The organism is Stieleria maiorica (assembly GCF_008035925.1).
Classification (GTDB): domain Bacteria; phylum Planctomycetota; class Planctomycetia; order Pirellulales; family Pirellulaceae; genus Stieleria; species Stieleria maiorica.
This window is the reverse complement of record NZ_CP036264.1, coordinates 7094310-7108567: the sequence shown is the minus strand read 5'-3', so window position 1 is coordinate 7108567 and position 14258 is coordinate 7094310. Positions and strand designations below refer to the sequence as shown.

The 14258-nt window shown below is 59.7% G+C and carries 5 protein-coding genes; 4 read left to right on the top strand and 1 reads right to left on the bottom strand.

The genetic code is table 11. The features are described from left to right. Positions 1–399: 399 nt before the first annotated feature. From Mal15_RS24175 to Mal15_RS24160, 4 genes are all read left to right on the top strand, one after another. Positions 400–1683, top strand: a complete 1284-nt coding sequence (locus Mal15_RS24175; RefSeq protein WP_147870110.1) for a DUF1559 domain-containing protein — start codon at positions 400–402, stop codon at positions 1681–1683. A 150-nt stretch (positions 1684–1833) separates the two neighbouring features. Beyond that, the gene (locus Mal15_RS24170; RefSeq protein WP_147870109.1) at positions 1834–4812 is read left to right on the top strand and encodes an FG-GAP-like repeat-containing protein; all 2979 of its coding nucleotides are present in this window, start codon (positions 1834–1836) and stop codon (positions 4810–4812) included. Between the two features lie 143 nt (positions 4813–4955). Beyond that, the gene (locus Mal15_RS24165; RefSeq protein WP_167547019.1) at positions 4956–7943 is read left to right on the top strand and encodes an FG-GAP-like repeat-containing protein; all 2988 of its coding nucleotides are present in this window, start codon (positions 4956–4958) and stop codon (positions 7941–7943) included. Further along, the gene (locus Mal15_RS24160; RefSeq protein WP_147870107.1) at positions 7940–11050 is read left to right on the top strand and encodes an FG-GAP-like repeat-containing protein; all 3111 of its coding nucleotides are present in this window, start codon (positions 7940–7942) and stop codon (positions 11048–11050) included. The genes Mal15_RS24165 and Mal15_RS24160 overlap by 4 nt, the downstream gene beginning before the upstream one ends. On the opposite strand, the gene Mal15_RS24155 is transcribed toward Mal15_RS24160, so the two are convergent. Beyond that, positions 11051–14071 (bottom strand): FG-GAP-like repeat-containing protein, encoded by a 3021-nt coding sequence (locus tag Mal15_RS24155; RefSeq protein ID WP_167547018.1) that lies wholly within the window; start codon positions 14069–14071, stop codon positions 11051–11053. Between the last annotated feature and the right edge of the window lie 187 nt (positions 14072–14258).

The window sequence follows — 14258 nt, the reverse complement described above, 5'->3', positions numbered from 1 at the left end:
TCACCGGCCCGTTGATTTAATCAGCCGTTTGGCGCGAGCCTACGGGCGCCAGTGCGTTTTCTTGGGATAGGAAGCCCGTACGCTCGCGCGAAACGGCTGATCCCGCGTGTGATCGGACTAAATCAACGGGCCGTCACGCTTCCCGCTGGCGGGACTGCCCCAATGCGGCAGAAAGAATCTCAAGAACGCGCCAAGGGATCATAATCCACCACTCTTCCGAGCTACCTCCCCACAATTTGGGGCTGTTTTTTCCCGATTTAGGGTGAACTGACGCGTATTTCTTTAGTCGAAAAGGACGATCTACGGGTACATTAACGCGTTGTAATGGGGTTCGTTTTCCCGTATTCCCACTCTTATCGCCCGTTGCATCTTTCCCTTTCTCGTCATCGGAGTAATTAGATGGTTCGAAGAAGATCGCTGACGAGCGGTTTCACGCTGGTGGAACTGCTGGTCGTCATTGCCATTATTGGTATTCTCGTGGGCTTGCTGCTTCCAGCAGTCCAAGCGGCTCGCGAAGCCGCACGACGGATGAGCTGCAGTAACAATTTCAAACAGATTGGACTGGCACTGCAGAATTATCACTCGGCTTACAAGCAAAACCCTGTCAACAACGGTGGGACGGGGCTGGGACACAACCCCGGCGGAACACGCGTCGGGTCTTGGTGGGAAGGATCGGTGACCACCAACAACGAAGAGCTGAGTGCGATGGTCGGCCTGACGCCGTTCATGGAGCAGCAAGGTGTTTGGGACCAGATCCAAAACAGCGGTTCGGCGACGACCGATGGTTCGGTCCCCAACACTCCGTCCGGACGGTGGTCCCCGATGGGTCCCAACCCGCGTCACGACCGCAATGACCAAACCGACCGGTTCATCCCTTGGGCAACCGAGATTCCCACGCTTCGCTGCCCCAGCGACCCCGGGACTGGGCGTCCGGGACGCGGTCGCACGAACTACGCCGCGTGCGTCGGTGACGCGTTCAGCCAAATCTGGGACAACGGCCCCAAAGAAGGCAACTTGGCACCTCCGCCGGATGATTGGCGTCCGATCGGCTTCGCCGCCTCGGATCGCGGTTATTTCTCCCGCAAGCGTCCGACCAAATTCCGTGACATCCTGGACGGCCTGTCCAATACGATCGCGATGGCAGAAATCATGACCGACTTGGGTGACCGCGACAAACGAAGTGCCCTGTCGATCACCAACGGAAATTGGTTGGTCGAAAAAAATCCGTTGTACTGCGTCGAAGAGAATCAGTTGCTGCCCGACGAGCCGATGTTCTGGTGTGATGACGCCACGTTGTGCACCATCCCACCCAACATTGCCGAAAACACCAACGGCCGTGGCATGAACTGGGCTTGGGCATCGATGGGCATGACGATGGTCAACACCATCCGACCGCCGAACTCGGAAGTCTGCTTTAACGGTTGGCACGACAACGTCGGTTCGGCGCCACCGAGTAGCCGCCACCAGGGCGGTGCACACATCCTGATGGGCGACGGCGCGGTCATTTTCATGACCGACTCGGTCGAGTCCGGGGACCAGAATTCCCCGACCAACGGTGCGTGGGATTCACCGCGCGCTCCAGGTGCCTACTACAAAGTCGGCAAAAAGAGTGTATATGGTTTGTGGGGATCGCTGGGCAGCCGAGCCGGCAAGGAAACCATCGAAGAACAGTTGAACCAGTAGTTTCGTAGAACGATTCTGCTGAACCAGACACCTCGTCCGTGCAGTCCGCGGGCGAGGTTTTTTCATCCAAGAACGTCATCGCCTCGTCACGCCGGCGCGCGTCCGGCTGATGCGACTCACACTCCCCGACTGACCCAGACCGAATTCTTGATGGCGTCCAAACGCAATCTCGCTTCATCGTTCGCCGTCACGGCAACCCTTCTGGTCCTGGGATGTCAGCCCGCGTCACAATCCGATCGGATGCGTGATTCGGAGGCGGCGCTGGTGGAGCTGGATGACGCGACCAAAATTCAGATGGAATTGGACCAGGCCAAAGCACTCTCCCAACGGGGTAATCACGACACCGCCGCCAAGTCACTCTACTCGCTGATGATCCGTCACCCGGACAATGACGACGCGATCTTGTTGACGGCCCAGGTCGAGGCGGCCCGCGGCGATCTGGAAACCGCTCTCGAAGTCATCCGATCGGTCAACGCCGATTCAAAGGTCTGGCCGGCGGCGATCGATCTGCACGCACAACTGTTGGCAAAACGTGGACGCCACGGATTGGCTGCCGACCTGCTGCTCGATGCCCTGGTGAAACAACAGGACAGGCTGAAGTGGCGGCACGAAGCCTGGCGATTACTGAACTTCGTCGGCCGCCGACAGGAGGCTTGCGACCAGGCCATGGCGTTGTGCCGTCTGGGGCTGGCCACCGAACCGGAACTGCTTTCTCTGATCGGTCGTCGTCTGGCGTTTCCCTCACCGGACCTGATCAAAGACAAGGGGGCCACGCCCCAGCAAATCGAGAAACAGTTCGCACCCGGCTTGGGCAAAGCCCGTTGGTTCTACAGCGTCCAGCAATATGACCGTGCGTTGGAGCAACTGGAACGGCAACGACGCGATGGATTTGCCAGCGTCGCCGATGAAGCGTTTTACGGGCGTCTGTTGGCAGAAAGCCAGCACTGGGAAGCGTTTCAATCCTGGCACTCACAGCGGTCATTACAAATCGAACGGCACAGCGATTACTGGTCCGCGTTGGGGACGTTTTACATCGACGCACGCGATCACGAGTCCGCAGTCAGGGCGCTGCTGGAGTCGATCGTTCGCGATCCGACCGACCGCGAGAGTTACCAGCGGCTTGCCAAAGTGCTCGCCGCGATCGATCGCCCCGAAGACAGTGAGCAGTTTCGAAATCGTGGGATCGAAATCGCACAGACCGAGCGATTGGCGAAAGAGGTCCTTGAGTCCCCGACCGATGTTGAAAAACGAGAGCAGTTGGCCCGCTACTTGATGGAGTTGGGGCGGCCGTTCGAAACGCTCGCTTGGACGTCGACCATGTTGCCTCGCAATGCCCTGGCCCCTCGACAAATGGTCTCGCGACAGCGTGTCCAGCTCCTGCAAGATCCCTCCGCGGCAACGATGACCACCGAAATCGCCTTGCTGGGGCTTGCGCCTTCGCAATTCCGCCTGCAACCGCTCGACGAACAACGCCTGGGCAACCGCGGGGTCAGCACTGCGGAGACGACCGTCCCGCCGCGGGCCGTCGCGACCACGCCGCGATTGGTCAATCGCGCCGACGAGCTGAATCTGGCGTTCCAGTGGTACAAGGACGTGGAGATCGACCTGACGACCATCCCCATTCACGAATCACTCGGTGGTGGCATCGCCGTGCTGGATTACGACCTGGACGGTTGGCCCGACGTCTACTTGGCCCAAGGTTCTGGCGACCCGCCGACGGATCGTTGCACGCGTTCCAATGAACTTTATCGCCACTTGAATTCGACCTTCCAAACGAAAACCGTCCCAGCGAATGCCGAAGACCATCACTATTCTTCCGGATTGGCCGCCGGCGACGTCAACCAAGACGGATTCCCCGATCTGTTGCTCGGCAGTCTGGGACACAACCGGTTGCTGATCAACAACGGTGACGGCACCTTCCAAGAGCAAACCGAACGCCTGGGCGAGTTCCCCGATCGTTTCACCGCGTCGGTCGCGATCGCGGATATCAACGGCGACCGACTGCCGGATTTGTTTGAATCCAATTACATCGAAATGGAAGGCGGCTTTGCTCTGCCTAAAACGGGGCCGGATGGAAAATTGATTTCGCCGACGCCCTTGGCCCATTATCCCGACGCCGACCGCTGGTTCGAAAACCTGGGGGACGGAACGTTTCGCCTGCACGAGATCACACGGTCGATCGCCAAACCGGGCACATCACTCGGGCTGGTCGTCACCGATTTCCAGTCCGACGGCAAAAACGAAGTGTTCGTCGGCATCGATGTTCGCCCCAACCATTTGTTGGTCCAAGACGGCAACAACTCGTTTCTTAACCTGGCCGACACCAACGGATTGGCCAACGGGCTGAGCGGAGTCGCCAACGGGTGCATGGGGATTGCGACCGGCGACTTCAATCGCGACGGAAGACTGGATCTGCAAATCGCCAACTACTCACTCGAACCGGCCAACCTGTATCTGCAAAACGCCTCCGGTGATTTCACCGATCACAGCATGCGTTACGGTTTGGCCGCGGTAACCAATCCCTTCGTCGGATTCGGCACCAAGGCCGCCGACTTTGATCGTAACGGGTTCCTGGATTTCATCGTGACCAATGGACATATTTTCGACATGCGAGACCAAGGCGAACCCTACCAGATGGCGCCGCAATTGCTGATGTCCGATGGCCGAAGTTTAGAGTTGGTCGATGTGGAGGACGAATCGGGTTACTGGGACAAAACCTACCTCGGACGGACGATCGCCACGCTCGACTATGACCGCGACGGCGCGACGGATTTCCTGGTCGGGCATCTCGATCAACCGCTGGCGTTGCTGCATGATGAAACCCGCGCCGACGGCCGATGGGTTCAAGTCGAACTGATCGGGACGACTAGCGAACGGGACGCCATCGGCGCCCGACTGTCGTTAACCGTCGACCGTACTCCGTACATCGAATGGGTGACCGCCGGAGACGGATACTTCTGCAGCGACGAACCGGTCTGCAGCTTTGCATTCCCACCGCGCCAAGGCGACGCGGACATTCACTTGCAGGTCCAGTGGCCTTCGGGACGGGTACAAGACTTCGCCGCCCTCACGCCGGGACATCGTTACCTGGTCGTCGAAGGGCAAACGCAGCCAGAGCTTCGATGGTGAACCGGCCAAACGTAGCCACCTTCGCCAGAAGGTGGATCCCGCATGTTCCCTGTGCTCGGGCGGGCGTCGCGACATCATCGTGGCGCCGTCGAATCATTCACCTCATTCCACCCCGCAAGCGTCCATCCGTTCGCTGGTCGGCGTTGCTGCTGCTGAGCGTTCTGTTGTTGGGATGCAACGGGGCGCCTGAATCCGACCGGGATTCCGATCAACCATCGGCGACCACAAAAGCACCGGCCGTTCCATCGGCTGCGGCGGCCGAACCTATCACGGCCCCGTCACGGGCGGATCAACTGGACCAAGCCGATCGCCTGATCGAATTGAAAGAACTCGACCAGGCCGTTGCGGTCCTCAAAAAACTGTTGATCGGTGACCCCGATGACGTGGACGTCATCTATCGGTTGGCGATCGTTAATGCCAACGCCGGCGATCTGCCGGCGGCCATCGAATTCCTGGACTCGATCCCGATCGATCATCCCGAGGCCGGTTTACCGGCGCTCGGCCAATCGGCGGATTGGTCGCTGCAAATCGGACGCTACGCCGACGCCGAACAAAAGTATGTGCGTCTGTTGCAACTGGTCCCCGACGCCGGCCGGGCACATCGCCAACTGGCGTACTTGTTCAATCGCCAAGGGCGTCGCCATGAAGCCGCCGAACATGTCCGTCAACTGTGCATACTGGGAGACTTTCGCCAGGACGAGCTGCATTCGTTGATCGTCTTGAGCGATGCGATGGTCTCCGACCCCGCGACGGCCGATGACGATTCGGTCGACTATCAACCGATCGGCCGCTCCGGCCAAGCAAGGGTGTTGTTTACCGAACAACGATTTGCCGAGGCGGCCGAGTTGCTGCGCGATGTCGTCACCGCAGATGCCGCGCCGCCATCCATCGTGGCACTCTATGGCCGATCACTCGCCGAAGCACAAGACGACGAAGCCTTTCGCCGCTGGATCAGCCGAACCGATGATTCGGTCCGCCAGTTTGCTGAGTATTGGGCCGCATTGGCAGCCTACCTGGCCGGCCAGCAACAACCCCGACCCGCCATTCGCGCCGCGTTGGAAGCACTGGATCGTGACCCGACGGACTTCCTAACGATCAATCGCTTGCTGTACATGCTGAAGATTCTTGGGGACAAGCAGAACTATGCGAAATGGGAACAGCGCTGGAAATCATTGCACCAGATCCTGACTGCAAACAACTCCATTTCCGGCGCCCAATCACCCAACGTCGACGCGATCGACGAACTCGCATCGCAATTGTTCGCGATCGATCGCAAGCTGGAAGCGGTCGCCTGGAAATCCCTGGAAGCGTACTACCGCGGCCTGCCTGCCGAGGCGATGCGATACTGGAATACCCAGCGGCAAAATCTGGTCGCCAGCGGTGGCGGATTTCCGGATCATCACGCCCGCTTGTGTGGGATGGCCCCCGACGGCTATCCGCTTCCCGACATCAAAGCCGCGGAAATCTCCGCGTCAAGTCGACCGCAAACGCAACCGCAGCATGACAGCCCGTCGCTGCCCGCGACATTTGTCAACATCGCGCAAAAGATCGGCCTGAACCATACCTACGCCGTCGCCCCGGAACCTCAAGACTCGGGGTTTGCGATGTACCAGCAAGCCGGCGGCGGCATCGCCGTGCTGGACTACGACCTCGACGGCTGGGCGGACGTCTACGGTGCCCAAGGCGCCGCCGGTCCTCCGGATTTTGTCGCCACCGATTCCGACATGCTGTATCGAACGGTCGACCAGCGTTCCGTCGACGTCACCGCCAATGCCTCGCTGACCGAAGACCGCTACACAATCGGCTGTACGGCCGGCGACTGGAATCAAGACGGCTTTGCCGACATCGTCGTCACGAACATCGGCCCCAACGTTCTGTTGATCAACAACGGCGATGGGACCTTTACGGCCCAAAACCTTCCCGACAGCGACGATCCACACCGGATGCCGGCCTCGGTCGCCATTGCCGACCTGAACGGTGATCAGCTACCCGACATGTTTGAACTCAATTACATCCAAGACTCCCAAATCGGAAAACTGCCCGAACGCGATCCCGGCGGTAACGTGATCGATGCCGTCGGTCCCGGTGACTTTCAATCAGCGATCGATCGCATCGGCACCGGGGATGGCCGCGGAGGTGTGCGATTTCAACCGATCAGTCCACAGGCGAGCGATGCACACAAGGGACTGGGCGTCGTGATTGCGGATTTCGACGGACGTCCTGGTAACGACGTGTTCGTCGGCAACGATAAATCGCCCAATCAAATGTGGGTCCGCGATGCCGGCACCAACAGTTGGTCGGATGTTGCCGTCGTCAACGGGAGCGCTTACTCATCGGGAGGTGCCGCGACGGCCAGCATGGGGATCGCTGCGAGCGATTTCGACTTTGACGGATCTCTGGATCTACACATCACCAACTTTCAAAACGAAAGTGCCTGCCTGTATCTCAACCGCGGCGGAACATTCCGCGATCGCGCCATCGAATATGGGCTGGGCGTCCCCAGTCGGTCGGTCCTCGGTTTCGGTTCCCAGCCCTTGGACTATAACAACGACTCGATGCCCGATCTGGTGGTCAGCAACGGGCATATCGATCGATACAATTCGATGACCGGACCGTTCAAGCAACGGCCCCAATTGTTCGCCAATCTGGGTGGACGTTTCCGACAAGTGGAGGTCATCGATCCGTCCGGCTATTGGGCCGCCGGACACCTCGGTCGCGCCGTCGCGATGCTCGATTTTAATCGTGACGGAAGAAACGACTTGGTGATCTCCCACGTCGGTGAGCCCACCGCCGTACTTCTAAACGAGACACCGACACACCACCATTGGTTGCAGCTGCAGCTGATCGGCGTGCAAAGCGAACGGGATGCGATCGGGGCAAAAATCACCATTCATTTCGCTGACCGGCAATCGACTCGGTGGGTCGTCGGCGGCGACGGGTATCTGGCCAAGAACGAACAGATCGTATCGTTCGGCCTGGGCGACGCCACCGCGGTGGATCAAATCGACGTCCTGTGGCCCAGCGGACTCCGCCAACGTTTTGGCCGTCAATCGGCAAACAGGCGTCTGTTGATCGTTGAAAACCAGCCGGAAACGTATCGGCCAGAAAAAGAGACGGGCGTGGTCCAGTGAGCAGACGAACGATCAAATCGCTGATGCTCGTCGCACTGACGTCGCTGGTGGTCAGCGGGTGCGACCGCGCCGAGACTCCGTCGCAGACCCGCAAAACCGAGCCACAGGCTCACCCGCCGAATCCCGCCGATCCATCCTCGACGACGTCGCCGTCCATCGCCCCCGCACCGACGCAGTCACACTCGGGCGTCGAACCGGATCGCGACGCCGCGATTGCGACGGCCGAACGTCTGGAACAACAGGGCGACATCGCGGGTGCCGAGTCGGCGCTGCGACGGTTGATGTTGATCAACCCGCAAGACTTCGAAATCCTGTTCCGCATGGCGAACCTTGCTGCCCGCCGCGGTGATTTGGAACGCGCCGTTGATCTGTTGACTGCCGTCCCCGCCGACGATCCCGAAGCCGGACTGCCCGCACTGGGACAATCGGCCGATTGGTCCTTTCAATTGGAACGCTATGCCGATGCAGAACGGCGTTACCTGCAAATCCTGAAACTGGTTCCACAGGCCGCCCAGGCGCATCGCAAATTGGCGTACCTCTACAACCGCCAGGGGCGTCGCCATGAAGCGTCCGAGCATGTCCGCCAGCTCTGTCAACTCGGTAACGTTCGACAGGACGAATTGCACTCGCTGATTCAACCCGGTGATGCGATGTACGACCCGCCGATCGAAACATCGGACGGTTCGACGCCATCGGAGTCGGCCGACGCACACGCGTACTATCCGATCGGCGTTTCCGGAGACGCGAGAAAGCTGTTCATGGACGAAAAGTTCCAGCAGGCCGTCGACGTCTTGCACGATTCGGTCGACGCGAACCAACAACCGCCATCCATCGTCGCACTTTACGGCCGCGCCGCCGCCGAAGCACAGGATGACGCGAAATTTCACTGGTGGCTCGGCAAAGTCGATTCGGAAACCCAACGATACGCCGAGTACTGGGCCGCGATCGGAACCTTTTTCTGGACGCAGCGCCAGCCACAGCAAGCGGTCCGTGCGCTGCTGGAAGCCCTGGACCGAGATCCGACGGACTTTCGATCGATCGCGCGATTGCGTGCGGCATTGACCGCGCTCGGACGCGACGATGAAGCAGATAAGTGGTCCCAGCGGTGGAAAACGCTGCGTGACATCTCCCAAGAAAACAACCGCATCGCCGACGCGGCGACGCCCGATGTCGCGTCCATGATCAAACTGGCCAGCTTGCTCGATTCACTCGATCGCAAGCTGGAAAGCGTGCTCTGGAAATCTTTGGCTGCCCATTACCAACGGGCCCCCCGGAACGTCGTGCAAGTGCTTCAAGGCGAACTGCAACGGCTCGTCCGCTCCGATCAAGGGTTTCCCAATTCAACCGCGCGTCTGTGCGCGATGCGAATCAATGAATTTCCCTTGCCAACCATCAAAATTGCCACCGACGACGGCTCGCCACCGTCTCCCAAGACGCTGTCTTCCCAAACGCCCTCTCCGGAATCCCTCTCGTCCATCGATGATCCCTCCGCCCACGGGTCCGAACCCGCAACGCTGGAAAACGTCGCTGACCAAGTCGGATTGACGCACACGTTCCACGTCGCCAGCACCCGACAGGACCGCGGGTTTTCGGTGTACCAATCCGTCGGCGGTGCGGTTGCCGTGATCGATTATGATTTGGACGGCCACGCGGATTTATACCTGACCCAAGGCGGCGCCGATCCGCCGGATTATCAGGGTGTCGAAAGCAACCTCTTGTATCGCCAGGTGGCAGGAAAACTCGTCGACGTCACCACGCCTGCCGGAACAGAACAAAACCGCTATTCGACGGGAGTCACGGTCGGCGATTGGAACCAGGACGGGTTCCCGGATCTGGTGGTGGCCAACGTCGGCGAAAACTGGTTGTACCTCAATCGCGGCGACGGGACCTTTCGACCGATGGCGTTCGATGACCGCGATGACAAAACGGTATTGACCACGTCGTTGGCGATGGCCGATTTATCCGGTGACGCGGTGCCGGACGTGTTTGAATTGAACTATCTGCATGACCCGGCGTTTGACAAACGTCCGGCGGTCAACGCGCGCGGCGAGGTGGTCGGCTATCTGAAACCGGCCGAGTTCAATGCCGGCGTGGACCGATTGATTGTCAACGACGGCACGGGACGAGCGTCAATGCGCGTGATCAGTGACGCCGAATCCGCCGCGGCATCCGGCCTTGGCGTCGTCGTCGGCGATTTTGACGATTCCTACCCCGGCAACGAGGTCTTTGTCGGCAACGACACCGATCCCAATCAGCTTTGGGTCCGCGCGGACAAGACGAATCCGCTTTCGCGGACCGACGTCGCGATGTCACACGGCTGTGCGTTTGGGTTCGACGGCGTGCCGACCGCTTCGATGGGCGTGGCCGCGGGGGATTTCGATGGCAACGGGGCGTTGGACTTTCACGTCACCAACTTCCAAGACGAAAATTCCAGCCTGTTCCTCAACCACGACGGCATGTTCCAGGACCGCAACGTCGGGTTCGGACTCGCCAGGGCGAGTAAATCCGTGCTCGGATTTGGGACGCAAGCGATCGATTACAACAATGATGGATCGTTGGACTTGGTCGTGACGAACGGTCATATCGAACAATCCGCCGTCATCGCCGCCCCCTTTGAACAGCCCCCGCAACTGTTCCGCAATCAGGGCAGCGGTTTCGAGATTCAGGACGTCGTTGATCCGTCGGGTTACTGGCACGCCCGACACGTCGGCAGGGGACTGGCACGTCTGGATTTCAATCGTGACGGAAAAATGGATATCGCCATTTCACATCTCGGCGAAACGTCGGCCCTGTTGATCAATCGCACGCCGACCCCCAACCACTGGATCCAAATTCAATTGGTCGGCAGGGAGAGCGAACGCGATGCGATCGGCGCCCGAGTGGTCATCGAATCCGGCGGGCGACAATGGACCCAGTGGGTGGTCGGCGGCGACGGTTTCTTTTGCCGAAATGAAGCCGTGGTCGCCTTCGGTCTCGGAAACCAACGGCAAATCGACCGACTCTCGATCCGATGGCCGAGTGGAAAGAGAAGCCAAATCACGGCTTTACCCGCCGATCATCGCTGGCTGATCGTCGAAGGCGACGCCGACGCGTTCACCCTTTGGTGATCAACGCGACCCGGTATCGTCATACCGAAACATCGGGAACGCTTCACCCATGCCCTGGGTGATCAAATACTGGCCGTTGGCCGTCAGCGTGCCGATCCGGTCCACCGAACCGTCTTGCCAAGTGACCGACAGATCCGTCACTTCATTGGCCGCTCCAATCCCCGCGATCAATGTTTTTTCGTTGCTGCAAAAGTACCCGTCACCGGCCAGCGACCAAAGGGTTCGCGGACGACCGTTGCTGCGGAAACGGATCACCGCCCCCACGGCATCGCGACTGCTGTCGGTGGCCACCAACTGAAACGCGACTCGGTTGTTTCGATCGTCGCTTTCATTCATTAGCAAACGGACCTGCTCGTGCGTGTGGGTGATCACCACGTCGTTGCGTCCGTCTCGATTCACATCGGTTGTCCAGAGTGCTCTGCCGACATGCGGCGTGCGAAAGTATTCGCCCCAGGGATCGTCCTGGACCAACGCAAAACGGCCTGTGCCATCCCGCCGAAACAGTTGCAACGGCTGTTCATACGGCGGAACGTCTGGGCCAGAAAACTCGCCGATGTGCCCGTTGGTCACCAGGATCTCGTCGATCCCATCACTGTCCAGGTCGACTGCTTGGGTGCCGAAACCGACGACCGAGAGTGTCGGTTCCGTCAACCCCAGTCTCCCCGTCTGGTCTTTCCACATCCCCGGCGAGATCTGTTCATAGTAGACGTTGTATTCACGTGCGAATCCGCTGACGTAGAAATCGAGGTCGCCGTCCATGTCAAAGTCGCTGCTGGCGACTCCCATCGACGCCTGGGCGCGCGTGACCGCGTCCACGGCGACTCCCCGCGCCGACGCGGATTCGACCAATTTCATCGGGCCGCCGGACTCGCGTTGATAGAACTGATTGCGTGACATGTCGTTGGCCACAAAGATCCCCAACTGTTGGCCATCCAGAGCCCCGGCGACGATCCCCAATCCGCGTCCGGGAGCCGAAGGATCGACCCAAGTGTCGGTCACGTCTTCGAACTCCCCCTTCGCCGTCCCCATCAAAAACTGATCGTGCTCGGCCGGGAATTTTAACGGATGACAGGGGCCCAGCACGCCTTCTTCATTGGGGCAGGCCTTGTCCAAGTTTTCGACCGTCTTGCAATAATTGGTCACCAACAGATCGGTGATCGAATCACCGTTGATGTCGACCATCACCGCGGACGTCGACCATGCCGCCGCCGAACGGTCATGAAGCCGATCGGTGCAATCGGTGAAGCTTCCATCACCGTTGTTTCGCAGCAATCGGTTCTTTCCCAGGTTTGCAAAGAACAGGTCTCGAAAACCATCTTCATTAAAATCGCCGATCGCCACGCCTTGTCCAAACCCGCGATCGGCCACGCCGGCAAACGGCCCGACGTGAACCATTCGATTTCCAAGGTTCCGCATCAATTCGTTGGGCATGGAGTCGTTCTGCAGCATCGTGCCGCCGGCGTTCATGATCATCAGATCAGGAAAACCGTCCAAGTCGTAATCGATCGCTCCGCCGCCCACGCCCGTGGAACGAATCAATGCCGCCAGACGCGCGTTGGTCGGATTGTTCCCTTGGCCGACCGAGGTGAGCCCCCAACGATCCGATCGCTCGGACAACCGCAAATGATCGTCGATTGCGATGGCCGGAACGACGTCCGATCGCAATTCCACATCGGGAACTTCCTCCAGCGTCGGTTTGGGCAGGAACGACAAATCAAGACGCGCCGATGCGATGTCACCAGAAATCCATTCCAGATCGGGTGCGAGACGGCTGACAATCGATTCCCGAAGATCTGCCAATCGATCGCTCGGATCTTCTGAAAGCGTCGTCGCGATGGCCGACCAAGCTTCCGCTTCCCAGATGCGACCGACTTGCAACAACGCAGCCGCCACATCCGCCGCTTGGCTCTGGCTGACCATTCCCCCGCCGGTGAATTCATTGTAACTTTCGCGAAGATTGAGCACGGCGTCGGCATGCCCAGACACGATCGCCAGCTGTTCCTGGGACACGGCGTCACGAAACTCGGATTCACCGGCACCGAGACGATGAATGGCAAGTCGCAGTTGATCCCACGCCAGGCTGCTGCTCGGGTCGCGTCGCGTCGCCTCCCAATACGCGCGGACCGCCGACGCCGTGTTTCCGTTTTTCATCGCCAAATCGCCAATCGTCAACCAGTATCCGGCGAACTCGGGGCTTTGCGTGGGGGCGGCTTCGATCCAACGCGGCAGATCGTTCCAACGCTCGGCCATCACCAGCCCTTGCCCATACATCGCATGCGCCGGCGCGAACTCGGGGTGATGCCGCAAGATGTCCTCCAGCACCTTGTTCGCCTGGAGTGCATCATGGCGATACAGATACAGAAACGCGTCGGAAAGACGCACACGACGGTCCGCGGGGTTGCGTTGCAACAATCGCGACGCGGTGTTCTCCGAAAGCCGCCGCGACGATCGTTCGGTGGTCGCCAACAGCAACGAAAGATCAAACGCCCGGTTCTTGATCAATACTTTTAGATGCGGGCCGATCCGATCGGTCCGCTGAACCTCGGCCAGAAATCCGACCAGCATGCGGCGTTGCGAATGCTCCTGCGGATGCACCGCCAAGGACCGTTCCAGCAATTCGATCGCGGAGTAAATCTCACCGACTTCGATCAGTGCTTGCACCGCAAGGGTGACCCGGGACGCGGGCCGGAACTCGCCCAGCTGGGCAGCCTCCACCAACAGATTCGCCGCATCGCGTTTCCGGTCGCAATACGCGTTGACTTTGGCGACCAGCGTGACCAAGTCCGGGTTGTCGGGATCGGCAATCATCGCCTGTGTCGCGTAGCGATCGGCCCGTTGCCAATCGCCCGCGCGCATCGCCGCTTCCATCAGGGTGCGCGCGTCTTGTGCCTCGGCCGTCGCGGGTTGCGTTCGTCCGGCGTCGTCTTCGTCGGGCGTTCCGCACCCGCCCAGTAATGTGGCGTACAGCAATGCGGTAGACAGCAACGGGGGGATCCAGGACGGACGGGGAGCCAATTTCACGCTTGGAACTTCAGAAGGAGATTCAACCGGATTGCCGGGGTGCATGGAGACGAACGATTCCGTCGCAAGCCGACGGCCATTGCGGCAATTCGGTTCTGCCGCCCGATCGTCATAGTGTAACGCGAGCGACTTATTGCTGTATAAATGATGGCGAGGTTTAGCCCCAATCCTTTCTCCCAACCCCGCT